This window comes from Rhodococcus sp. 05-2255-1e (genome assembly GCF_002259025.1).
Lineage (GTDB): Bacteria > Actinomycetota > Actinomycetes > Mycobacteriales > Mycobacteriaceae > Rhodococcoides > Rhodococcoides fascians.
This window is the reverse complement of the sequence record NZ_NOZE01000028.1, coordinates 39,781-63,164: the sequence shown is the minus strand read 5'-3', so window position 1 is coordinate 63,164 and position 23,384 is coordinate 39,781. Positions and strand designations below refer to the sequence as shown.

25 protein-coding genes are annotated in these 23,384 nt (G+C 64.1%); 12 read left to right on the top strand and 13 right to left on the bottom strand.

Annotation, left to right across the window (positions count from 1 at the left end; all coding sequences use genetic code 11):
• Positions 1-10: 10 nt before the first annotated feature.
• Positions 11-238 (bottom strand): zinc ribbon domain-containing protein, encoded by a 228-nt coding sequence (locus CH262_RS17480; protein ID WP_230591061.1) that lies wholly within the window; start codon positions 236-238, stop codon positions 11-13.
• A gap of 200 nt (positions 239-438) precedes the next feature.
• On the opposite strand from CH262_RS17480, the gene fmdA reads away from it, so the two are divergent.
• Together fmdA and CH262_RS17470 are read left to right on the top strand one after the other, a co-directional pair.
• The gene (gene fmdA, locus CH262_RS17475; RefSeq protein WP_032385320.1) at positions 439-1,692 is read left to right on the top strand and encodes a formamidase; all 1,254 of its coding nucleotides are present in this window, start codon (positions 439-441) and stop codon (positions 1,690-1,692) included.
• A 42-nt stretch (positions 1,693-1,734) separates the two neighbouring features.
• Positions 1,735-2,205, top strand: coding sequence for a hypothetical protein (locus CH262_RS17470; protein WP_238325143.1), 471 nt, complete (start codon positions 1,735-1,737; stop codon positions 2,203-2,205).
• Between the two features lie 6 nt (positions 2,206-2,211).
• On the opposite strand, the gene CH262_RS17465 is transcribed toward CH262_RS17470, so the two are convergent.
• A complete protein-coding gene (locus tag CH262_RS17465) occupies positions 2,212-2,811 on the bottom strand; it encodes a hypothetical protein (protein ID WP_094718050.1) in 600 nt (199 codons plus the stop codon).
• A gap of 60 nt (positions 2,812-2,871) precedes the next feature.
• A complete protein-coding gene (locus tag CH262_RS17460) occupies positions 2,872-3,372 on the bottom strand; it encodes a hypothetical protein (RefSeq protein WP_139278357.1) in 501 nt (166 codons plus the stop codon).
• A 120-nt stretch (positions 3,373-3,492) separates the two neighbouring features.
• Here CH262_RS17460 and CH262_RS17455 point away from each other — a divergent pair, with 120 nt between their 5' ends.
• Together CH262_RS17455 and CH262_RS17450 are read left to right on the top strand one after the other, a co-directional pair.
• Positions 3,493-5,283 (top strand): HNH endonuclease signature motif containing protein, encoded by a 1,791-nt coding sequence (locus CH262_RS17455; RefSeq protein WP_094718049.1) that lies wholly within the window; start codon positions 3,493-3,495, stop codon positions 5,281-5,283.
• Between the two features lie 231 nt (positions 5,284-5,514).
• Positions 5,515-5,703 (top strand): hypothetical protein, encoded by a 189-nt coding sequence (locus CH262_RS17450; RefSeq protein WP_027495777.1) that lies wholly within the window; start codon positions 5,515-5,517, stop codon positions 5,701-5,703.
• A 143-nt stretch (positions 5,704-5,846) separates the two neighbouring features.
• On the opposite strand, the gene CH262_RS17445 is transcribed toward CH262_RS17450, so the two are convergent.
• The gene (locus CH262_RS17445) at positions 5,847-6,185 is read right to left on the bottom strand and encodes an STAS domain-containing protein (protein WP_230073692.1); all 339 of its coding nucleotides are present in this window, start codon (positions 6,183-6,185) and stop codon (positions 5,847-5,849) included.
• Positions 6,186-6,465: 280 nt separating this feature from the next.
• Positions 6,466-6,945 (bottom strand): MarR family winged helix-turn-helix transcriptional regulator, encoded by a 480-nt coding sequence (locus tag CH262_RS17440; RefSeq protein ID WP_032381597.1) that lies wholly within the window; start codon positions 6,943-6,945, stop codon positions 6,466-6,468.
• Between the two features lie 147 nt (positions 6,946-7,092).
• Between CH262_RS17440 and CH262_RS17435 the strand changes: the two genes are divergently transcribed.
• Entirely contained in the window at positions 7,093-9,147 is a 2,055-nt protein-coding gene (locus CH262_RS17435; protein WP_230591707.1) for an MMPL family transporter, read from the top strand.
• The gene (locus tag CH262_RS17430; RefSeq protein WP_080730136.1) at positions 9,144-9,773 is read left to right on the top strand and encodes a lipocalin family protein; all 630 of its coding nucleotides are present in this window, start codon (positions 9,144-9,146) and stop codon (positions 9,771-9,773) included. The genes CH262_RS17435 and CH262_RS17430 overlap by 4 nt, the downstream gene beginning before the upstream one ends.
• Before the next feature lie 69 nt (positions 9,774-9,842).
• Here CH262_RS17430 and CH262_RS17425 read toward each other — a convergent pair whose 3' ends face one another.
• Together CH262_RS17425 and CH262_RS17420 are read right to left on the bottom strand one after the other, a co-directional pair.
• Positions 9,843-10,454 carry an FKBP-type peptidyl-prolyl cis-trans isomerase gene (locus tag CH262_RS17425; protein WP_080730137.1) on the bottom strand — a complete coding sequence of 204 codons (612 nt, stop codon included), beginning with the start codon at positions 10,452-10,454 and terminating at the stop codon, positions 9,843-9,845.
• A gap of 34 nt (positions 10,455-10,488) precedes the next feature.
• Positions 10,489-11,343 carry an SDR family oxidoreductase gene (locus CH262_RS17420; protein WP_094718048.1) on the bottom strand — a complete coding sequence of 285 codons (855 nt, stop codon included), beginning with the start codon at positions 11,341-11,343 and terminating at the stop codon, positions 10,489-10,491.
• 114 nt (positions 11,344-11,457) lie between these two features.
• Here CH262_RS17420 and CH262_RS17415 point away from each other — a divergent pair, with 114 nt between their 5' ends.
• On the top strand, positions 11,458-11,832 hold the full coding sequence (locus CH262_RS17415; RefSeq protein WP_027495770.1) for a winged helix-turn-helix transcriptional regulator: 375 nt from the start codon (positions 11,458-11,460) through the stop codon (positions 11,830-11,832).
• Here CH262_RS17415 and CH262_RS17410 read toward each other — a convergent pair.
• Positions 11,829-12,182, bottom strand: a complete 354-nt coding sequence (locus tag CH262_RS17410) for a VOC family protein (protein ID WP_094718047.1) — start codon at positions 12,180-12,182, stop codon at positions 11,829-11,831. The two genes, CH262_RS17415 and CH262_RS17410, sit on opposite strands and share 4 nt — an antisense overlap.
• 207 nt (positions 12,183-12,389) lie before the next feature.
• Here CH262_RS17410 and CH262_RS17405 point away from each other — a divergent pair, with 207 nt between their 5' ends.
• Positions 12,390-12,869, top strand: coding sequence for a DUF6764 family protein (locus CH262_RS17405; protein WP_094715671.1), 480 nt, complete (start codon positions 12,390-12,392; stop codon positions 12,867-12,869).
• A gap of 316 nt (positions 12,870-13,185) precedes the next feature.
• On the opposite strand, the gene CH262_RS17400 is transcribed toward CH262_RS17405, so the two are convergent.
• From CH262_RS17400 to CH262_RS17390, 3 genes are all read right to left on the bottom strand, one after another.
• Positions 13,186-14,205 carry a hemolysin family protein gene (locus CH262_RS17400; protein ID WP_094718046.1) on the bottom strand — a complete coding sequence of 340 codons (1,020 nt, stop codon included), beginning with the start codon at positions 14,203-14,205 and terminating at the stop codon, positions 13,186-13,188.
• Positions 14,202-15,608, bottom strand: coding sequence for a hemolysin family protein (locus CH262_RS17395; RefSeq protein ID WP_094718045.1), 1,407 nt, complete (start codon positions 15,606-15,608; stop codon positions 14,202-14,204). The genes CH262_RS17400 and CH262_RS17395 overlap by 4 nt, the downstream gene beginning before the upstream one ends.
• Before the next feature lie 120 nt (positions 15,609-15,728).
• The gene (locus tag CH262_RS17390; RefSeq protein ID WP_230598305.1) at positions 15,729-16,121 is read right to left on the bottom strand and encodes a universal stress protein; all 393 of its coding nucleotides are present in this window, start codon (positions 16,119-16,121) and stop codon (positions 15,729-15,731) included.
• A 113-nt stretch (positions 16,122-16,234) separates the two neighbouring features.
• Here CH262_RS17390 and CH262_RS17385 point away from each other — a divergent pair, with 113 nt between their 5' ends.
• Genes CH262_RS17385 through CH262_RS17375 form a run of 3 tightly spaced genes read left to right on the top strand, consistent with a single transcriptional unit; the run spans position 16,235 to position 19,273 of the window.
• The gene (locus CH262_RS17385; protein WP_027495764.1) at positions 16,235-17,224 is read left to right on the top strand and encodes a Bug family tripartite tricarboxylate transporter substrate binding protein; all 990 of its coding nucleotides are present in this window, start codon (positions 16,235-16,237) and stop codon (positions 17,222-17,224) included.
• Positions 17,221-17,751, top strand: coding sequence for a tripartite tricarboxylate transporter TctB family protein (locus tag CH262_RS17380; RefSeq protein ID WP_094718044.1), 531 nt, complete (start codon positions 17,221-17,223; stop codon positions 17,749-17,751). Before CH262_RS17385 ends, CH262_RS17380 begins: the two co-directional genes overlap by 4 nt.
• Positions 17,752-17,767: 16 nt before the next feature.
• Positions 17,768-19,273, top strand: a complete 1,506-nt coding sequence (locus tag CH262_RS17375) for a tripartite tricarboxylate transporter permease (RefSeq protein WP_032381592.1) — start codon at positions 17,768-17,770, stop codon at positions 19,271-19,273.
• 97 nt (positions 19,274-19,370) lie between these two features.
• On the opposite strand, the gene CH262_RS17370 is transcribed toward CH262_RS17375, so the two are convergent.
• Both CH262_RS17370 and CH262_RS17365 read right to left on the bottom strand, forming a co-directional pair.
• Positions 19,371-20,444 (bottom strand): alkene reductase, encoded by a 1,074-nt coding sequence (locus tag CH262_RS17370; protein ID WP_094718043.1) that lies wholly within the window; start codon positions 20,442-20,444, stop codon positions 19,371-19,373.
• Between the two features lie 95 nt (positions 20,445-20,539).
• Positions 20,540-22,720 (bottom strand): glutamine synthetase III family protein, encoded by a 2,181-nt coding sequence (locus CH262_RS17365; protein ID WP_094718042.1) that lies wholly within the window; start codon positions 22,718-22,720, stop codon positions 20,540-20,542.
• Between the two features lie 195 nt (positions 22,721-22,915).
• On the opposite strand from CH262_RS17365, the gene CH262_RS17360 reads away from it, so the two are divergent.
• Positions 22,916-23,383 (top strand): SRPBCC domain-containing protein, encoded by a 468-nt coding sequence (locus CH262_RS17360; protein ID WP_094718041.1) that lies wholly within the window; start codon positions 22,916-22,918, stop codon positions 23,381-23,383.
• Position 23,384: the final 1 nt, after the last annotated feature.

Here is a 23,384-nt window from a genome sequence, read left to right as displayed (position 1 = left end):
AACGCCGAGATCAGGGACGTGGCAGGCGACGGTGGAGCGGGTTCGACGTCGTCGGGCTCGCCGCCCGCCCCTGCTGTGGGATAGACGTGACTACCGTCGGTGAGTCGGCGGTGGCCCGCGAGGCGTCGTGTGCCTTCATCGCAGCGCTGTTCCCCCTGCCGAGGGCAGGAGACGAAATCCGGCGTGCAGCTGTTTCGCCGCACTCCGGGCACGTCACCTGGGAGGGGACATCGGCCATGGAGAATCTCTGCTCGACGGGTTCGCAACGCTGTGTGCAGCGAAAGCTGTAGGTGGGCACGCACACGAGGGTAGCGTGAGATGTCGTGTCAGTGGCGTTCCGGCGCAACGTCATACAACATTTACACGTCATACCGGGCCGAATGCACCACGACGGTGCAATGATCGACGCAGGAGAATCCGCGCAACCGGAGGTGCCTCGTGCCCGAACTGCTGTTTCCGCTCGACTCGACGAAGAGTTTCACCGAACAGGAGATCGTCGGTCACAACCGATGGCATCCCGACATACCGGCCGCGGTCACAGTGAAGCCCGGTACGTCCTTTCGGGCGCATTGCCGTGAATGGTTCGACGGGGCCATCCACAACAACGATTCCGCCGAGGACATTCTGAATGCGCCGCTCAACAACGTGCACACGTTGTCCGGGCCGTTCCACATCGAGGGAGCCGAGCCCGGGGACCTGCTGATCGTCGATATTCTCGACGTCGGTCCGATCCCGCAGGAAGATTCGGGCCCACTGGCCGGTCAGGGCTGGGGATACACGGGGATCTTCGCCAAGCAGAACGGTGGCGGATTCCTCACTGATCGATTCCCCGACGCGTACAAGGCGATCTGGGACTTTTCCGGCCAGACCACCACATCTCGCCACGTTCCGCACGTGAAGTACACCGGCATCACTCATCCCGGCCTGATGGGAACCGCGCCATCGGCTGCTCTGCTGGCCAAGTGGAACGCCCGTGAAGGTGCTCTGATCGCCACCGATCCCCATCGTGTTCCGCCACTGGCTTTGGCACCCGAACTCGACGGGGCAATTCTGGGATCGTTGAGCGGCGACGAGTTCTCGCGTGTCGCAGGCGAAGCCGCACGTACGGCACCGCCACGAGAGAACGGTGGCAATCAGGACATAAAGAATCTCACCAAGGGCACTCGCGTCTTCTATCCGGTGTTCGTGCCGGGGGCGAAGTTGTCGTTCGGAGACTTGCACTTCTCGCAGGGTGACGGGGAGATCACCTTCTGTGGTGCCATCGAAATGGGCGGTTTCATGGACCTGCACGTCGACCTGATCAAGGGCGGCATGGACACGTACGGGGTCAGTGAAAACGCGATCTTCATGCCAGGAAACACCGCACCGCAGTACTCGGAATGGATTGCCTTCTCGGGCATTTCGGTCACCGTCGACGGCGAGCAGAAGTATCTGGACTCCGACCTGTCCTACCAGAACGCCTGCATGCATGCGATCGACTACCTCACCAAATTCGGATACAGCCCCGAGCAGGCGTACCTGCTGCTGGGCTCGGCCCCGATCGAGGGACGCCTGTCCGGAGTGGTCGACATACCCAACTCCTGTGCCACCGTGTACATCCCCACCGCAATCTTCGATTTCCCGATAGCGCCGTCCGCCAGCGGGCCGTTCCAAATCGACCCGGGAATGGGCGCACCGAGAGCGCAGTTCTGATTGAGTTTGCTTGATATGTCGCAACTGTGGATGCTCGAGGACATGGAACCGTGGCCTGACGAGCCTGCCGTAGGCGCGGTGTTTTCTCCCACCACGTACTGGGCGTCACCCGACCAGATGGACCTGCCGGCGCAAATGTGTGCCGAGGTGCCGGCTCGGGTCGAGGCCGTCACTGTGGACGGGCGAACGGAGTGGGTAGCGCATCTCGGGAACGGCTTCACCACGATGATGGGCGACGGCGGCCTGGTCGGTGATGTGACGTTACACGGCTGCCTGGTGTGGGACAGGTATCTGTGGTTGGACTTTCGGACGCGGCCGCGAGGCACCCTCCGCATCCATGATCGGGCCGGTCTTCTCGTGCAACGACGGGAATTGATCCCGACGCGACATCCCGGCGCGTTCAGTGTGACGTACAGCGGTGCGCTGGAGTACCACGAAAGGGATTCAATACCTGCGGGATTCGGAGTTCGATGGAAAGCATCGACTGTCGAGACCGTTGCATCGACTGGTTGAGGTATCTCAGTCGATGTGCTGGTCGTAGTTCACGGTGATGATCTGGTCGACGCGGACCGGCGACGAATCGATATCTGTGAGCGCGAGAAGGTCCGCAACAGCATCCCTGCTGCCCCCGATATAGGCACAGGGGAAGTCGAAGTGCTGAGCTACACACCACGCGTGGTCGTTGGGCCACCACAGATTCGGTGACAACCCACGGAGGGTGTCCGTTGCGCGTTCGATCGGGCCCCTCAACAGGAAATAGTTGTAGCCGGCGATTTCCGCGGTCGGTGCCGTTACGCGAATGTCATCGAGTGCCGTGTTGCCTTCCCAGACGGCGAACCAGCATTCGTCGGGTGTTTTCGTGCTTCGAGCGAGAACCTCGGTGATGGATGGCAGCTGAACATGCCAGGCTGCAACGGTTTTCGCCGGCGTTGTACGGTGTGGCATGCCGTTGCGAGCGGGATACAGGATGCGGGCGTAGGCGTCGAACACAGTGGGGACCAGCGAGTTCACTGTGGTTGTGGCGACGCCGTCGAGGTTGTAGTCCACCCACTCTGCTTCCGAGACATCCTGTTGCAGATCGTTATCCGACCATTCCGCCCGATCGGTTTTCGATTCCATATACCCGACGCTACCGACATCCGGTGTGGATTGGTCGACCCATCTCGCAAGCAAAGATGGCTAGGTGACGGATCCTGCCTGCCCGCTGCGCCCAGTCCACAGCGCTGCGAGCGTTGCGCCTGTTGGGATCATGAAAGCTGCGTACGGTGCCGCAACCGCCCACTGCTCCACCGAGGACAATTCGGGGCTCCAGCTGTCCGGGTCGCGAAGGGCTGAATCGCCGACGATGGCAATAATCGAATTCAGCACCATCAACAGGTAGAAGGCCATCGCCAGAGCCAATCCAACGGTCGCATACCAGCGGGCGTGACGAAGACGGCCGGGGGAGGCAAGCTCGAAGCCTCCGTTTACGGAGAAAAAGGCAGCTGGAATGAGAATGACCAATCCGGCTGCCGTAGTGATATTCCAGGTGCTCACGACGTCGCCGACGTCGCCGATGGCGTCGTTGCCGATGCCCAGCGCGCCAGCAGCCAAGCTGAGGCACCACCAGGCGAGGGGAAGACTTCCCGCCACGATCACCGAGCGACGGACTCCGCTCGTGCGATTCGGAATCGTCAGCATGCTTTCATCCTCTACCAGTGTCACCGTGCAGATGTCCGGTTCGGGGCCCGGGGGCATTCGTCTTTATGTTGTCGCACGTGCGTTCGAAAACTTGTCGGTGGGTCGCGGTAGATTCTGTTCATGCTTTCGGGGGACGGCGGATCAGGGGTGGACGGCATCGAAACGGTGCCGCCTGCCCCCGTCGTGTCCGATCCCGAGTTGTCGGTGCTGGTGGACCGTGTGGAGTCGGCGGTCGCCGAGTTGGCGGGGCAGGCGTCGGTGTCGTGGTCGAACGCCGACCGGCGTGCGGTGATCCAACGCATGGAAGCTATCTCGCGGTCTGTGACGGCGTATTCGCACACCTGGCTCAACGAACTGATCGCACAGCACGGCCTCGATGTCTATCCGGGGTCGGTGCCGTGCTCGGTGGCGTGGATGCTGCGGATCACCCCACGTGCTGCCGGGGCGCGAGTGCGTCTGGCTGCGGAGTTGGGGGATCGCACCGCATTGTCCGGCGAAGTGCTGCCTCCCTTGTTGCCGCACACCGCTGCAGCGGTGCGGGCAGGACTGATCGATGCCCAGCACGTGCAGATGATCCGTGAATTCTTCCGGCACCTACCGTCGAGTGTGGATCCGCAGACCCGCGATCGCGCCGAACAGCAGTTGGTCGGTCTCGCCTCGACGAGGCGGCCCGACGACTTCGCGCCACTGGTGGCGCATCTGGACTCGATCCTCGACCCCGACGGCGACTTCGACGAGGACGAAGACGAGGACAAGAACGCGAAGCCGAGGCCACGGAAACGGGATGCGTTCTTCTACCTCGGTGAGCAGGGGTCCGACGGGATGTCGGAAGGGAAGTTCTGCGTCGACTCGGAGCTACGGGCCTACCTCGAGGCCTTGTTCTCGAAAGCTGCGAAGCCGGGGGTGAACAATCCTGCAGACCCGACATCGATCGTCCACGAGGATGAACGTGACGACGACAAAGACGAGGCCGGCAGTGATGACAACGGCGGGAGCGGCAGCGCTACTACGCCGACGCCCGAGCCCCTTCCGGGCGATGTCGGGTCCAGTCATGCGGGTTTGTGGGATGAGACGAACTGCGACAGTGACGACGACTACGGTGACGATGACGACTGCGGTGACGATGACGACTGTGGTTGCGGCACAGAGCCCAAGGATGCAGCCGCACCCAAGGACGCAGCTGCACCCGACGGTGTTACTGACTCAGACGACGCAGCAGATATACGTGATGCTGCCGCTGCGCGGGATCTACGCACCCAGAACGAACGCCGTCATGATGCACTGAAGATGGCGCTCCGGCACACCCTCGCCTCCGGCACCCTCGGCACCCACCGCGGGCTGCCCGTCACCGCCATCGTCACCATGACCCTTAGAGACCTCGACGCAGGTTGCGGCTACGCCATGACCGCCACCGGATCCCGCGTCTCGATCCGCGACGCCATCCGCATGGCATCGCACGCCCACCACTACCTCACCATCTTCGACGACAACGGCAGAGCCCTCTACCTCGGCCGATCCAAACGCATCGCCTCCGCCGACCAACGCATCGTCCTCATCGCCCGCGACCGCGGCTGCAGCTTCCCCTCCTGCACCCGCCCCGCGACCTGGTGCCAGTCACATCACCTCGACGACTGGGTCGAGGGCGGACCCACCGACATCGACTCCCTCACCTTCGGATGCGACATGCACCACGCACTCGTCGGCACCGGTCCCGGAAAGTGGGCCACCACCAAAACCACAGCGCGACACAGATACCCGGGCCGCACCCTGTGGCACCCACCAACAGGGATGGACCCCACACGCCGTGGGCTGATCAACCACGCACACCACCCCGAAGAAGTGCTCTACCCACCCGACCACCACAGCGACACAGGCGACACCGGCGACGAAGAACCACGACAACCCGCATAACGACCCACACCACCACCACGGCACAGCTCTGCCTTCAACACAGCCTCGCCTCCCACACAGCCCGGCCCTCCAACACAACCCGGCCTTACTACCCAGCCCCGCCTTACTACCCAGCCCCGCCTTCTGCCCAGCTCTATCCGGAGTGCGCGGCACTGGCTTCCGCTTCTCGTAGCGGCCGGTGCCGGTGATGCGGCTGGGTTAGGTTGCGCAACATCGGGGCACCCTCACCGCATGGCAAATTACAGAGTTATCGACCCGCACGGAACCGTCGTCGCCACCAAGGACATCACCAGTTCCGAGGACGCGCACGCCTGGTTCAAGGACAGCCGCGCCGACAACGAGGAGCTGGGCTGGCGCCTCGAAGTCGAGCACGACGGCGACTGGGCATTTTTCAGCGACTCGGAAGGCACCAAGGACTAGACCTTGTGCTTTCACACGACAATCGGGCGGTCCCAGTGATTCGCGGGACCGCCCGATCGTTGTGCGGGGGGACGGCAAACGACAGTGGGCAGCCCCAGTGCAGGAGCTGCCCACCTCTTGTCGCGGCGATGTCGCCGCCAGTTCTATTGGTCGGTCGTCGGTCGGGAGGTCGGAATCGTCGACTCGAGGTCGGCAACCTGCAGCAGGCGGGTCACCGATCGGCTTGCCACGATCGACCACGAAGCACCGATGCCAGCCGTGTATTCACGAACTGCATCGAAGACGGAGAGTCCGGCGATGCCGAAGAACTCGACATTGGACAGGTCGAGAGTCAGATGCCGTTTGCTGGACACGCGACTGCAGACGAAATCGGAGAACATCGGCGCGCTGAGCATGTCGATGTCGCCGTGGACGGCGACGACGAGTGAACCGTCGGTGCCGTCGTGCGCGGTGAAGATGGCTCCGGTTGCTGCAACGGACACGGACTTCTCCGCGACGCTCACCGAAGTGGTTCGAACTTTGTTGCCTCGTGATTCAACACTCATGGCAGATCCCATCGATCGGTCGAACTGAAGGGGAAACCGATCTACGCAACGGGAGCAGAATTCTTCGCCTGACCCGGGCGCACACTTCGCTGCGTTTCCCCGTGACCGGCTGTTAGCTCAACCACGGCCAACCCTACGGCACCGGCACGCTCGGAGTCCAGCATTGGCACAATGCGGCCCCCCACCAGCGGTTCGAACATCCCGATGCGAACGCGGGCTACGAGCGGGTGCTGTTTCCCAGGTCGGCGTGATGCTCGCGCATGGCTCCGATGAGCGCTTCGAACACTCGGTGGGCAGCGTCGAGATCCGAATCCGGTAGGTCCTCGAGCGCAGCGCTGGTGCGCGCTCCCAGTGGTCCGAAGAACCCGCGAGCAACCTCCATACCGTGCTCGTCGTAGCGAAGTATGACTTTACGTCGGTCCGACGCGTCGGATTCGCGTCGAATATGACCCGACGCGATCATCCGCTCCACCAGATACGTCATCGCCGCGGACGACAGGCCGAGCATCGTGCCGAGCTCACCCGCGGTGAGGGGCGCGCCCTCGACGTCGGCGACCATCACATGCAGCAGAGCGCGAAAGTCGTTGGGCCGCAAGCTGTGTAACGCACCGAATACCTGACCGATCTGTTCCGACACCGATGACAGCGCCCGAAGGTCCGCCGATATCGCGGATTCGAGGTGGTTTCGGTCGGTCATGGCGGTGGTAACTCCTTCGCTGCGGTCATGGTCAGACTACTGCCCGCAAGAGATTCAGTTGCTTAATATCTAAGTAAATGAGATTGTTTCTTCGTGGACAGCACCCGTACCGAGACCACCGCAGCCTGGGACCGCATCGCCGCGGCCGTGACGCATCGTCGATCGTGGGCGCTCGCCCTCGCCATTCTTATTCTCTCGATTGCCGTGATCGGGCTCGTCGGTAGCAACGATTCTGCCGGTCAGTCGCCGAACTCCTTGCCGACCTCCGCCGAGTCCTACCAGGTGGACGAGCTGCTCTCCCAGTTCCCGGACTCCGACACCGCACCGGTGATCCTCGTTCTGAGCCGCATCGATGGCGGTGACCTGACCCCGGCCGATATCGAGGCAGCCGCTTCTGCGCAGGCCAGGCTGCTCACCGTCGACCGGTCGGTGACCGACGAACCTGGACCCCCTCCCATTGTTGCACCGGACGGGAAGGCCGCAATCGCGTTCGTTCAGGTGAACTCGGAACTGTCCGGCTTCACCCTGAACGACCTGATCACAAGCCTCCGATCCGCGGCGACGGACGGCCTACCGTCCGATCTCAACGCCCAGGTCACCGGCGGGCCGGCATTCGGAGCAGACATCGCCAACTCGTTCTCCGGGGCCAATTTCACGTTGCTCGCCGTCACCGCACTCGTGGTGGCAGTGCTCCTCATCGCCACCTATCGATCGCCCATTCTGTGGTTGGTTCCGCTTGCCGTCATCGGTTTCGCCGATCGGTTCGCCTCCACCGTCGGCACGGCCCTCGCCGAGGCGACCGGGCTGTCGTTCGACGGGTCGACCTCGGGGATCACCAGCGTGCTCGTCTTCGGCGCAGGCACCAATTACGCCCTGCTGCTGATCTCTCGTTACCGCGAGGAGCTCCGCCGCGAGTCCGATCACCGGCTCGCGTTGCGCCACGCCGTCCGGAACGCGGGACCGGCCATCCTCGCCAGCAACGCCACCGTTGTCCTCGCACTGCTGACTCTGCTGCTGGCCATCCTCCCCAGCACTCGCAGCTTGGGAGCGCTGGCCGCGGCCGGCCTCGTCGTCGCATCGGTGTTCGTGCTGTTCGTACTGCCTCCGTTGTTGGCACTGTGCGGCCCGAAGTTGTTCTGGCCCTTCGTCCCCAAGCCGTCCGATCGCGATACCACCACCGAGGGCGTCTGGCATTCGGTTGCCGCCGGTGTCGCACGTCGTCCGGTGGCGACCGCGTCCATCACCATCGCCGTATTGCTCGCCTGCTGCGCGGCCTTGGTCGGCACACAGATCGGGCTGTCGCAGACCGAGCAATTCCGGGTGACCGCCGAATCCGTCGAAGGATTCGACACTCTCTCGCAACACTTTCCGGCCGGATCCGCCGACCCGATCACGGTTCTCGCACCCACCTCGGATATCGACGGCGTCGTCGCTACCGTCCGGGACGTCGACGGCGTCGTCTCGGTGGATCGGGTCGCTGATTCCGATACCGGACTGACCCGGCTGTCGATAGTCACCGACGCGGCCCCCGCCTCCGACGAATCGTTCACCGTCGTCGAGAACCTTCGGTCCGCCCTTGCGGGTGTCGACGACGCACGAGTCGGCGGCAGCGACGCCAAAGCACTCGACACCACCGATGCTGCCGCCCGCGATCGGCTCGTGGTGATCCCGGCGATCCTGGCGGTCGTTCTACTCGTGCTGTTGATACTGCTTCGCGCCGTCGTCGCACCGTTGATTCTCGTCGCCACCACGGTCCTGAGTGCCGTGGCCGCCATCGGTATCGGTAGCTGGGTGAGCCTGCACGTCTTCGGCTTTCCCGCGCTCGACGACAACACTCCCCTGTTCGCGTTCCTGTTTCTCGTCGCCCTCGGTGTCGACTACACCATCTTTCTGGTCACCCGGACCCGGGAGGAGACGGTTCGGCACGGCACCAGATCTGCGATCGTGCGGGCGGTCTCGGCCACCGGCGGCGTCATCACCAGCGCGGGAATCGTTCTGGCAGCAGTGTTCTGCGTCCTCGGCGTCCTACCGCTGATCACCCTCACCCAGTTGGGAATCATCGTCGGCCTCGGCATTCTGCTCGACACCTTCGTGGTACGCACCGTCGTGATTCCCGCCCTGTTCACCCTCATCGGCCCGGGGATTTGGTGGCCGAGCACGATCGACAACGAGACGACCACAACCAAGGAGCGAAATTCATGAAGGTACGTACGATGTTGAGCCGCACCGCCATTGCAGGAGCAGTCGCAGCAGGTGCCCTGCTCGGCGCGGCCCCGGCGCAAGCGCAACCGGTGGGCCCTTTGGGGTCGGTCGGTCTCGAGCCACTGGCTCCGATCCCATCACTCGATGTCGAACGGTACCTGGGCACCTGGAACCAGGTTGCCGCGGTGCCGCAGCCGTTCAACCTGATCTGCGCCCGTGACACGCAGGCGAACTACCAGATGATCGATGAATTCAACATTCGCGTCGAGAACACCTGCACCACCTGGACCGGCGGCGAGAACCGCATCGTCGGCAATGCTCGGGTCAACGACACCGTCACCAAAGCCCAACTGCACGTGAGCTTCCCGGGCGTCCCCACGCAGGAGAGCCAGGAGGGGCCGACCAACTACATCGTGGCCTACATCGCAGACGACTACTCGTGGGCCTTCGTCGGAAGCCCCAACCGCACGTCCGGATTCGTGCTCAAGCGCACGCCCGACGTCAGCGTCGAGCAGTTCCGCGAGATCCGCAGCGTCGTCGAATCGCTGGGTTACGACTCGAACTTCATCACCACGACGCCCACCCCGGGCGGCGCGACGACGATTCAGCAGCTCTCGACGGTGTAGTGCGGCGGAGCCGCAGTGGCGTGGTTATGTGCCGCAGAGTGCTTATAACCACGCCACTGTCGGCGGCGCTCAGCTCGCGGACAGGATCGAGATAGCGAAGATCAGGCTGTCGCCCTGCTCGATTCCGGCTGCCGGATTGCCGGTCGCGTAACCGTCGGCCGACGTCACCGCTACGGCGACGGTCGAGCCGACGGTCTGTCCGGCGATGGCTTTCTGGAAGCCCGCCACCACGCCGGTCAGTGGGAACTCGACCGGTGCGCCGCGCTCGAAACTGCTGTCGAACGTCGATCCGTCGCGTCCGTTGACGCCCAGGTAGCAGACGGACACGTTCGCGTCGTCGGCGACGATCGGGCCGTCCCCGGCCTTCAGCGTTTTCACCTGCGTCTCGGCGACGCTGAACGGGGCTTCGACGTCGACGGCCGGGGCCGCTGTATCCGTCGATCCGGTGACGGCGATGCTGCCGGTGTCGCCTGCCAGTGTCCACTCCGGGGTGGCCGACGGGTCGGGTGTGCCCGTGGGGCAGCTACTCGAAGCCGTCGCATCGGTGGAGGACGTCGCCGAGGACGTCGTCTGCGACGTCCCAGAATCCGAGTCGGAACTGCATGCACCCGTCAACAGGACGAGTGAGGTGGTGGCGGCCAGGAACAGGGTGCGAGTCGAGGTGAGTTTCACGGGGCCCACGCTACAAGTGGCATACGGGGCCCCGTGTATCCCGTCAGATCGCGGAGCGGAACACCTCGGCGACCGGGGTGGACGCGCGGCCGATCAATGCCTGCAGGTCACCGGAATCGGTGTCGAGTTCCCCGCGGGAGATACCGGCATCCGCGCTCGCCAGCATGGTCGCCACGAAATCGGGCAGTCCTGCGCCCTGCAGAATCGAGACGTACTCCGACTCGGTGACGTCCTTGTAGACGACCGGCTTCCCGGAGATGCCGGCGAGAACGTCCGCGAGTTCGGCATAGGTCACGCGCTCGTCCCCGCCGAGCTCGTAGATCTTCCCGCCCTGGTTCTCGAGAGTCAGCACAGCCGCGGCAGCGGCGGCGTAATCGGCACGTGAGGCAGCGGCGATCCTGCCGTTCCCGCCTGCACCAAGCCACACTCCGCTGTCGATGGCCTGGCCGAGCGAGCCCAGGTAGTTCTCCCAGTACCAGCCGTTACGCAGAAACACAGCGGGAATCGGCGAGGCCGTCAATCGCTCTTCGGTGGCCTTGTGCTCCGGCGCAAGGCTGATGCCGGAGGTGTCGGCAGCGAGCACGCTCGTGTATGCAACGAGGCCCACTCCGGCTGCCTCGGCGGCGTCGATGACGTTGTTGTGCTGAGCAATTCGCTGGCCGACCTCCGATCCCGAGATCAACAGCACCTTCTCGACACCTGCGAACGCAGACGTCAGCGCGTCGGTGTCGCTGTAGTCGGCCACCCGTACCACCACACCGCGCTCGGCGAGTGCGGCCGCCTTGTCGGCGTTGCGTACGACGGCGACGATGTCGGCAGGCGCGACGCCGCGATCGATGAGTGCGGCGACGACGAGCCCGCCGAGATTGCCTGTCGCTCCGGTGATGGCTGTGGTCATGGAAAACGCTCCCGAGGTTGAAGTATCAAGTTCCGTTTCATCATGCACTTACTTTTCGTGCAGTGCAACATCGAAATTTAGCGCTGCGGGTACGGCCTGCGCTAACATGGAGAAATGTCCGAGGCCGTCGAATCTCTCGAAGCATCCGTCTTCGCACGGGAATGCGGGTCACGGCAGACACTGCAGAACGCGACGAGTAGGTGGGGAGTGCTCGTCCTGGCCGCCCTCACCGAGAGCGATTACCGATTCAATGCCCTGCGCCGACGCGTCGACGGCGTCAGCGAGCGAATGTTGGCACAGACGCTGCAGACCCTCGAACGCGACGGCCTCATCGTGCGCACCGTGCTCGAGACCATCCCGCCCAAGGTCGAATACAGCCTCACCCCGCTCGGACGTGAGGTCGGATCACGGTTGACCGACCTCATCGAACTGATCGAGGGCTCGATGCCTGCCGTGCTCGAAGCACGCGCCGAGCACGACGCCCGCTAGTCAGCTGGGGGCGTCACTACACACCATTCGTTGCCCTCGGGGTCGAGTAGCACCTGGAACGACCCGGCCGCAGTGGTGTGCCGGTCCCCCACCGCCGTCGCACCCAGACCTACTGCCTGCTCGACGGCAACGTCGATGCTGGGAACGTCCACGTCGAGATGTAGTCGATTCTTGCCGGACTTACCCTCGGGCACTCGCTGGAACGCCATCCGGGTGAACCCGGGAACATCGACGAAATGCCACGAGTCGTCGCGCACGACGGGCTGACCACCGAGCACACCCGCCCAGAATCGGGCCAGCACAGCCGGTTCCGTGCAGTCGAATACGACCTCGTCGATACGTCCGATCATGGAGCCATCGTAAGCACCGAGGGTGGGGGAACGCTGTTTACCGCGCTGTGATCATACCGAGATGCACTCGTGACCATGCGGATCTCTGAGCGCGTCGCTACGGGGTAACACTCGAGGAAGGTCGTCGGGGCGCACGAGCATGTCGATCCGGCAACCGCAGGAGCGCGGCACGCCCGGTGCCTGCGCCAAATCTTGGAGGCATCGACCATGTTCCATACCAAGAGAATTCTCGGCGGAGCGGCAGCATTCGGATTCGCCTGTACCTTCGCGGCCCTGGTGCCCGGCACGGCCTCGGCCGCACCGGTTGCCTGCACCACGGCACCCGGAGAGGCCGACGTCGCCGCGCTCGTCGGAGGTTCACAGTGCGACAGCTCCGCAGACGGCGCAAGTGCCGCAGCAGGAGTCGGCCTCGAGGGATGGGGCTCGGCGGAAGCGATGAACAACGCGGCGGCACTGGCCCTCGGTCTCAACGGCGGAACTGCCGTCAGCAACGCCGGCTTCGGCGGCGCGCCTGCTGCGATCGCCTTCGGTCCCGGTGCCATCGCACAGAACACTGCGGCCGGCCTCGGACTGTCGATCGCCGTCGCTGCGCCGGGCTCGACGATCACCCTCACCCCCGAGGGTGCCGTCTGCAACGGTGCCGGCTTCGCCGGAAGCTTCACCACCCTGCAGGGCTGCATCGGCTGATGCCCGTCGTCGTCGGGGTGAAACACGACTTGCGCAGGCCATATCAGTGCCGCCGGGCCCAGGTTGATCTACAGTCTCACTGACTACAGTCTCGGTACGCGAGCCGGTGACGGCCCGCTGAACAAGGAGTTCGACGGCAATGATGTCCTACCTGCTCTACGACGTTCTGCTCCCCCAACTCGGCCACGATGTCGCGTCGTATTGGGCACACCTGTTGGTCATCGCCCCGATCTGACATTCGGACCCGGTGCTCACGAAAGATCCCCGCTCGGCCACGTAGGCCGGGCGGGGATGATTCGTATGGGGTGACCGAAGATCAGACAGGCTCGGGCAGCAGCCGCGTCAACACATCCGACAGGGTGACAACGCCGATCGTGCGCGCACTGTCACCCGCCTCGGCCGACGGTTCGACGACCAGCGCCAGATGATGTCGGGTCTCGCGCATCGACTGCAGGGCGACGTAGACCGGTGTCGTCCGATCCAGCGTGTAGGCCGGGCGGGTGATCTCGGCGAGATACTCCGGCTCGGTCAAAGTATCCCTCACGTGCACAACACCTTTCACTACGTCGTCGTCACTGACGAGGATGCGCAGATGGCCGCTGATCCGGGACGCCTCACGCACGTCGTCGATCGACGCCGACGACGGTACCGAGGTCGGTGTGCCGCTCCCGGCAACCAGATCGCCGACGGTGAGATCCTGCAGTTCCAACGCCCCCGAAATCTGCGCCTGGTAGCTGGCGTCGAGCGCACCGACGTTGACCGAGTGCTCCACCAGTTGACGAAGATCGTCCGCGTTCTGCCCGGTGCCCACGGTGTCGGCCGGCTCGACGCCCACCTTGCGCAGGCACCAGTTCGCCATGTTGTTCAAGGCCGTCAGCACCGGACGCGTGAGAAACATGAACGCGCGCATGGGGATTGCGAGCATCGTGGCCGACTTTTCCGGATGTGCGATGGCCCAGGACTTCGGAGCCATCTCGCCGACGACCAAGTGCAGGAACGTGACGACGATCAGGGCCAGGACGAAGCCGAGGACGTCCGCGAACCAGTAGGGCAGGCCGATGCTCTCGAACAGCGGCGTGAGCCAGTAGTGCACGGCCGGCTTGGTGGTCGCGCCGAGCGCGAGCGTGCAGACGGTGATGCCGAGCTGCGAACCGGCGAGTAGCACCGTCAGCTCCGAGGAGCTGCGCAGAGCGGCCCGAGCGGATCGCGAGTTCGGCGCAGCATCTTCGAGGCGATGCCGCTTGGCTGCGAGCAGAGCGAACTCGACTGCGACGAAGAACGCGCTCGCCGCGATCAGACCGATGGTGACGGCCAGAAAGACCCAGAGGTTGCTCATCGGTGCGCTCCTGCAGTATCGGACTCCGCCGAACCCTTGTCGTGCTCGGTTGCTCGCTCGTCGATGGTGAGGGTGAGCAGCGACGGCACGTGACTGTCGATCTCCTGCACCTCGATCGTGACGAATCGAATGGGCGTCTCGTCGTCGTTGGCCAGATCGGCGTTGTCCGGCGGCAGATCGACCTCGATTCGGGTCCCGATGTCGGGTAGCGAACCATGATGGGCGATAGCGAATCCCGCGATGGTCTCGTAGTCACCGTCGGGCAGATCCACCCCGATCGCACGCTCGACCTCGTCGACGTGCACCTCCCCTGCCATCGTCCAGCTGCCGTCGTCTGCGCTGACCGGGCTCGGGTCGAGTACGCCGTCGTCGTGCTCGTCGGTGATCTCGCCGACGAGCTCTTCGGCCAGGTCCTCGATGGTGATCACTCCGGTGAGACCACCGTATTCGTCGATGACACAAGCCAATTGGTTCCGTGTCGCCCGCAGCTCGCGCATCGCGTCGGGCAGGCTCTGCATCTCGGGAAGGATCAGCGCATCGCGGGTGAGGTCTGCGATGGGGGTCGAATCCGGCGCGGTGGAGGCCAACACGTCGTGCAGATGCACCACGCCCACGATTCCGTCGTCCTCGTCGAGCACGGGGTATCGAGAATGCTCTTGGCCCATCAGTGTTTTCACCTCACCGAGGGTGTCGGTGTCGCGGACCGTCGCCGCACGCGAACGCGGGATCATGGCGTGTTCGACGTTGCGCGTAGGGAAGTCGAGAATGCGATCGAGCAGCGTCGACAGCTCGTCGGGCAGATCCCCGGTCTCCCGCGAATCCGACACGATGTGCTCGAGGTCGCGTGGGCTCGCCGAATGTTCCACATCGTGCACCGGCTCGATCTTGAGTGCTTTGAGCAACAGGTTCGACGACTGGTCGAAAATGGTGATGAGCCAACCGAAGAGCTTGAGATAGATGGTCGTCGACAGCGAGAGCCATCGAGCCACGGGCTCGGGGCGGGCGATGGCGAAGTTCTTCGGAAACAGTTCACCGAAGAGCATCTGTACGAACGTCGCGAACGTGATCGCCAGAACGGCACCGAGGCCGACACCGACTGCTGTCGGAACACCGACGCCGCCCAGTATCGCTCCGAACGACTGCCCGATCAGCGGTTCGGCGACGTAGCCGACCAGCAGGCCGGTGACCGTGATACCCAGCTGTGCACCTGAGAGCATGAACGAGGTCCGCTTGGTGACGGTCAGCGTGCGAGCTGCGACGGCGTCGCCGGCCTCGGCACGCGCCTTGAGCCGGGACCGGTCGACGGTCATGTACGCGAATTCCTGCGCAACGAAGTAACCGGTTGCGACGGTGATGAGAAAAACGACGAGCAGGCCGAGCAGAAGAGTGAGCAGAACGCTCATTCGCCGGACACCGCCTCGCACGTAGTAGCTGTAGTGCGGGGAGCCGTGTCCGGCCCGGGTTTATCGCTGTCCATGATTCCTCGAGGTCGAGTGGTGGGAGATTTGTCCGATACTACCGGGTCACGGCGCTTTCACGACGAGGACGGGGACCGGGCTGTCCAACAGAACGCGCTGCACCGTGCTGCCCATCAGGAATTTGCCGACCGCCGATCTGCGCTTGGACCCGATGACGAGCATCCCCGCACCGACGTCGGCGACGAGATCGACCAGTGCGCCGGCCGGGTCTCCGCCGTCCGGTTCGACGCGCACAGTCGTCGCAGTTCCGGGGAGAGTCCGCTCCACCTCGGCCTGCGCCGCGCTACGGTCTTCCGCCGATACGGAATCGCGGTCCACCACGGACAATACGATCAGCTCGGTCCGACGCAGCTCTGCCTCCGCGGCACCACGTCGCAACGCTTCCTGGCCCTCGGGGGTGTTGCTCATCGCTACTGCCACTGCGCTGCCTACCGACACGATCTCTCCCGTTGCTCGAATCCACCGAAGATCGACCTCGATGTTGTGAACTGGACTAATCAGACAAACTGTATCTAACCTGACGCTGTGACACACCACACGAAAGGTCTCTGATGGCGATATCGCCCACCCTGCTACGAACGGCCGGAGCCCTGGTGGTGGTGGGAGCAGTCACCGTCGCCGGGATCGACGCCGCTCGCAGTGCCAGCGGCTCCGACGCCCGAGCCAAATTGACACTGATAGCACCTGCTGCCGCCGGCGGCGGCTGGGACTTGGTCGCGCGCGAGTCGCAGCAGGCGCTGCGCAGCGACGGCATCGTCAACAACGCGCAGGTGGTCAACGTTCCAGGGGCCGGCGGCACCATCGGCCTGAGCCAACTCGAGAACCTCAGCGGTCAGCCCACCACGGTGATGATCACCGGCACCGTCATGCTCGGCGGCATCGCGATCAACAACTCCGACACCACCTTGGCCGACACCGTGCCGATCGCCAAGCTCGCCGAGGACTTCGAGGTCTTCGTCGTTCCCAAGGACTCGCCGATCCAGAACCTCGACGACATGATCGAGGCGTGGCGGGCCAATCCCGGCGGGCTTCCGATCGGCGGCGGCTCCCTCGGCGGAATCGACCACATCGTCGCGGGCCAATTGGCACAGGAAGCCGACATCGATCCGGCCGCAATCAATTACATCGCCTACTCCGGTGGCGGTGAGGTACTCACGTCGCTGCTGTCCAACACCGTCGGCGTCGCGGTCAGTGGATTCAACGACTTCCGGGACCAGATCGAAGCAGGCAACGTGCGTGCCCTAGCCGTGGCCGCGCCCGAGCCGCTCGAAGGATTCGACGTGGACACGTTCATCGAACAGGGCTACAACGTCGACCTCGTGAACTGGCGCGGAATCGTTGCGCCGCCCGGGATTTCCGACGAGGACCGGCAGACGCTCGTCGACATCGTCACCGAGATGGTCGAGACCGAGCAATGGGCGACGGCCGTCGAACGAAACCGCTGGAAGGAATCGGTCGTCACAGGAGACGAATTCGGGGAATTCCTCGAGGTCGAGCAGGCACGTATCACCGGAATTCTGGAAGAGCTGGGGCTGGTATGACAACGACGACTCCCGACACCGCAACCTCCCGCTCCTTCTGGACGGGCCGTAGCGGCCTGATCGTTCCGGCACTGCTCGTCGCACTGGGCGCATTCCTGGTCTACGGGACCATCACGATGGATGTGCCTCCCACCGCCACCTCCCCTGGCCCGCAGGTCTTTCCGGCCATCGTCGCCGGCGGTTGCTTCGTGGTCGCCGTGTTGGTCACCATCCAACTCTTGGTCAAGCCCGACGTCATCGATCGCGGCGTCGACGACGACGGCGTGCCGCACACCGGTACCGTCAGCAACTGGCGAACCCTGTCGATCACCGTCGGATCGGTGGCAGTGTTCATCGCTCTCCTCGACCCGCTCGGCTGGGTTCTCGCCGGTGCCATCCTCTTCTGGGGCGTCTCGGTCGGATTGGGTGGTCGCCGTTACGTGTTCGACGCGGCCGTCGCGCTGCTGGTCTCGAGCGCCGTCCAGATCGCATTCTCCGCGGGCCTCGGCCTGACCTTGCCCGGCGGCGTTCTCGCCCAGATCTTCTGACGGAGCTGAATTTTCGATGGATTCATTGAGCAATCTTCTCGACGGGTTCGGCACTGCGCTGACTCCGATGAACCTGGTGTGGGTGTTCGTAGGCGCACTGCTCGGCACCGCCGTCGGCGTGCTACCCGGACTCGGTTCTGCCATGGCGGTGGCGCTTCTGCTGCCGGTCACCTTCACTCTCGACCCCACCGCGGCGCTGATCATGTTCGCGGGTGTCTACTTCGGCGGCCTGTTCGGCGATTCCATCTCCGGCATCCTGATGAACACCCCCGGCAACAGCACCGCCATCGCCGGCACGTTCGAGGGCCACCGGATGGCCAAGAACGGCAGAGCCCCACAAGCTTTGGCCACCTCGGCCATCGGCGCGTTCATCGGTGGCATCGTCGCGACGACCCTGGTGGTGTTCTTCGCCCCGACGCTCGCGTCGTTGGCGACCAACTTCGGTCCGGCCGAGTACCTCGCGCTGGCAGTGTTCGCCTTCATCGCCACCTCCGCGGTGGTCTCCGACTCCGCTCTCAAGGGATTGACCGCACTGCTGATCGGTCTCACTTTGGCCGTGATCGGTATCGACGGTCCTTCGGGCGCTTCACGATTCACCTTCGAAGTACCTGCCCTGTTCGACGGCATCCACATCGTCGTCATCACCGTCGCGATGCTCGCGCTCGGTGAGGTCATCCACATCGCTTCGAAGATCGGACGCCCCGAGGACCGGTCGTTGATCAAATCGCAGGGCCGCCCCTGGCTCAGCAAGGCCGAGTTCCGCGACGCACTGCCGGCCTGGCTGCGAGGCACGGCATTCGGCGTGCCGTTCGGTGTCATTCCAGCAGGCGGCGCTGAGGTGCCGAGTTTCCTCGCGTACGGCACCGAGCGCAGGCTCGACCGCAAGCGCGAGAAGCCGATGTTCGGCAAGGGTGCCATTCGCGGTGTCGCCGGACCGGAGGCCGCTGGAAACTCCACAGCCGGAACGGCAATGGGAGCGCTACTGGCGCTGGGGCTGCCGACGTCGGCGACAGCGGCCATCATGTTGGCTGCATTCCAGCAGTACGGCATGCAGCCCGGACCACTGTTGTTCGAGCGCAGCGGCGACATCGTCTGGGCCCTACTGGCGAGCCTGTTCGTGGCCATGATCGTGCTGCTGATCCTCAACCTGCCGTTCGCACCACTGTGGGCGCAGCTGCTGAAGATCCCGAAGAACTACCTGTACGCGGGTATCTCGGTGTTCGCCGCCCTCGGCGTTTATGCGTCCAGTGCGTCGATCGTGGATCTGATATTCATGCTGGGGCTCGGCATCGTCGGATTCATGATGCGGCGCTACGACATTCCGCTCGCACCGGTGTTGATCGCCGTGATCCTCGGCCCACTCGCCGAGGAATCACTTCGACGCGCGCTGGCCGTCAGCGAGGGCGACCCGTCGATTCTGGTCAGCAGCGGCATCACCATCGTGCTCTACGCATTGATGATCATCGCCGTGGTGTTCTCGATCGTCAGCAAGATCCGCGCCCGCAAGACCGCCGACTTCTGAGTGCCCTCCGCGCAGTGGTGCGGCTCTGTTCTCGGGTCGTTCCGCAGGCTCCACTCCTGCGCGCCCGCAGGCGCATAACCACACCACTGCGAAGCACTCAGTGCTGCAGAGCCGGGTAATCCGTGTAGCCCTTGGCACCGTCGGAGTAGAACGTGCTCTGGTCCGGCTCGTTCAGCGGCAGATCCTCACGCCAGCGGTACGCGAGATCGGGGTTAGCGATTGCCGGACGTCCGACCACGACGGCGTCGCCGACGTTGTCGTCGAGCAGCGACAGCGCTTCGTCGCGAGTGGTGATCTCACCGAAGCCGCTGTTGACGAGCACAGCGCCGCCGAACGCCTGCCGCAGATCCTGTACCAGCTCGCCCGACGGATCCTTGTGCAGCACACTGAGGTACGCCAGACCCAACGGCGCGAGCCGCTCGACCAAGGCGCGGTAGGTGGCACGCACGTCGTCGGAGTCCGTCTCGAGCGCATCCTGAATGTTGTGCTCGGGCGAAATGCGGATGCCGACCTTGCCGGCTCCGAGCGCCGCGGCCACGGCCTCGACCACCTCGGCCACGAACCGTGCCCGGTTCTCCGGCGAACCGCCGTACTTGTCGTCACGCTGGTTCGAGGCGGGCGAGAGGAACTCGTGCAACAGGTAACCGTTGGCACCGTGAACCTCGACGCCGTCCATACCGGCAGCGACCGCATTCTTCGAGGCCTGTACGAAATCGGCGATCACCGAGGGCAGTTCGTCCTCCCGCAGTGCACGCGGGGTGGGGTACGCCTTCTTGCCCTCGTAGGTGTGAGTCTCACCGTCGATGGCGATGGCACTGGGCCCGACGACCTCACGGCCACCCGTCGTCGCCTCATGGGTCACGCGCCCGGCATGCATCACCTGAGCGAAGATCAGCCCGCCGTCGGCATGCACTGCGTCGGCGACATTGCGCCAACCCTCGATCTGCTCGTCGGTCACCAGACCGGGCTGACCGGGGAAGCCCTGGCCCGCATGGCTCGGGTAGGTGCCTTCACTGACGATGAGACCGAGGGACGCCCGCTGCTTGTAGTGCTCGACAACCAGCGGACCCGGCACTCCGTCACGTCCTGAGCGCACCCGCGTCAGCGGAGCCATCACCAACCGGTTGTCGAGCTTCAGGTCACCGAGCGTCAACGGGGAAAACAACTTCATGGATCTCTATCTCCTTACGAGTGCGTGCACAGTTGCCACTGATCACTCGAACGACCGAGATCCATGAAGCTATTCCGATCCGAGACATTGCTCACTCACAGGATGTACAGCATCTCCTGGTACGTCGCCAGCGGCCAGAGATCGTCGGCCACCATTGCCTCGAGGGTGTCGGCCGCAGAACGGACAGCCGCCATTGCAGGCAACAGTTCGTCCTTGGCGTGGGTGGCCTCGGCCAGAGCGTCGCCGCCCGGATCCGCTTCGAGGGCCGCCTTCAATGTCGCCAACGCTGCCCGCAGCTCCGACAGTGGAGCCGAGACCGCGTGCAGCGCAGTCATGTCCACGTCGTCGACGCCCGCGCCCTTGAGCGCACTGACGTTCTGCGCCAATTCCGTCTGGTAGCGCACGGCAGCGGGCAGGATCGATGTCTGACCCATTTCCAGCGTCAACCGCGCTTCGACGAACACCGTCAACGCATACTGCTCGAGCCCGATTTCGTAGCGCGAGTGCATCTCTCGGTGGTTGAACACCTTGTACTTCTCGAACAGTTCCATCGCCGACTCGGAAATCAACTCCGGCAACGCGTCGAGCGTCGTACGCAGGTTCGGTAGGCCGCGTGCCTCGGCCTCGATCTGCCAGTTGTCGGAGTAGCCGTCTCCGTTGAACACCACCGCGCCGTGTTCGGTGATGATCTCGGTCAGCAGATTCTGCACGGCGGTGTCGAAATCGGTGCCGTCGGCGACGGCCGCTTCGAGGTTGGTGGCCATGTAGTCGAGCGCCTCGGCCATGATCGTGTTGATCGTGACCATCGGGCCGTTGACGGTCTGCATCGAACCGGGGGCGCGGAACTCGAACCTGTTGCCGGTGAAGGCGAACGGGCTGGTTCGGTTGCGGTCGCCGGGATCGGTCGGCAGTACGGGCAGGGTGTCGGCACCGATCATCATGGTGCCCTTGCCTTTCGAGGATGTGGCTGCACCCTTGGCGATCTGGTCGAACACGTCGGCGAGCTGGTCCCCGAGGAAGATCGAGATGATTGCCGGCGGTGCCTCGTTGGCACCGAGGCGGTGATCGTTGGTCGCCGACGCCACGGATGCGCGCAGCAGACCGCCGTACTTGTGCACCGCGCGGATGACGGCGGCACAGAACACGAGGAACTGCGCGTTGTCGTGTGGGTTGTCGCCGGGCACCAGCAGCGATCCCAGGTCGGAGTTGCCGAGTGAGAAGTTGACGTGCTTGCCGGAGCCGTTGACACCCTCGAAGGGCTTCTCGTGGAACAGGCACTCCATGCCGTGCTTCTTGGCAATGGTCTTGAACGTCGTCATCAACAGTTGCTGGTGATCGGCCGCGATGTTGCCGCGCTCGAACATCGGCGCGATCTCGAACTGTCCGGGTGCTACCTCGTTGTGCCTGGTCTTGGCCGGAATGCCGAGCTTGAACAGCTCACGCTCGGTGTCCATCATGAAGCCGAGCACGCGCTCGGGGATGGCACCGAAATAGTGATCGTCGAACTCCTGGCCCTTGGGCGGCTTCGAGCCGAACAGGGTGCGACCTGCATTGAGCAGGTCGGGACGGGCCAGGAAGAAGTGCCGGTCGACGAGGAAGTACTCCTGCTCCGGGCCACAGAACGAGACGATGTTCTCGATGTTCTCGTGTCCGAACAGCTTCAGGATGCGCTCGGCGTGTCCGCCCATCGCCTGCTGCGAACGCAGCAGCGGAGTCTTGTGGTCGAGGGCTTCACCGGTCATCGAGACGAACACCGTCGGGATGCACAGGGTGTTGCCGTTCGGGTTCTCGAGGACGTACGCCGGGCTGGTGACGTCCCAGCCGGTGTATCCGCGTGCCTCGAACGTGTTACGCAGGCCGCCGTTGGGGAAGCTGGACGCGTCGGGCTCGCCCTGAATCAGCGTCTTGCCTGCGAATTCGGCGAGCGAACTGCCGTCACCGACGGGATCGAAGAAGCTGTCGTGCTTCTCGGCCGTCAACCCCGTGAGCGGGTAGAAGACGTGCGCGTAGTGCGTTGCCCCCTTCTCCAGGGCCCAGTCCTTCATCGCCGACGCCACCGCGTCGGCCACCATGGGGTCGAGCTTCTTGCCCTTGTCGATCGTGGCCATCACCGACTTGAAGACCGACTTGGGCAGTCGCTTCTGCATGACGACCTTGCTGAAGACGTTCTCACCGAATATCTCGCCCGGCTTCTCGTCTCCGACGAAGCTGGCTGCAGGCGGCACGTACGCCTCGACGTCTTTGATCGCCTGCAGGCGGACGGTATTTCCACTCATGGCTACCCCTTGGCAAGGTGCGCTCCGCACCTGGTGTGTGCGGAGTCCGACTCGGCGGCTGTACGAATGCCTCGTGGCGGTGGTGTTTCGTCGCTGTGTCCACTGCAATGCAAAACCGTCGGAAGGCAGGAGTTTCCTTCCACGCAGACGGGGGTAACTGCGTAGCCAGCGTAATCAACCGGAAAGCGTGGCCCCATGACCGACGAACTGACCGTCCGCCGCGTGATCGACGCTCCTCCCGCCTCCGTCTTCACCGCGCTCGCCGATCCCGAGGTCCAGGCCGCGGTCGACGGCTCGGACATGCTGCGCGGTCCGATCGATCCGACGCCGCTGAACGCGGTGGGCGACACCTTCACGATGGGTATGTATCAACCGGAACTGGGCGAGTACGTCATGGAGAACACCGTGTTCGTGTTCGAGCAGGACCGACGCATCGGTTGGATTCCCAATCGCCAGGGCATGGAACCCCGTGGCACGCGGTGGTCCTGGGAACTCGAGGAGGTCGCCCACGACAGGACAGCACTGACGCAGGTCTACGACTGGTCCCGCGTCACCGATCCGGAGTTCCGAAAGATGGCCGGCTTTCCGAGGGTGACCGAAGAACAGATCGTCGGCACGATGCGCCGTCTCGCAGAACACCTCGGCGTCACCGTCGAGAACTGAT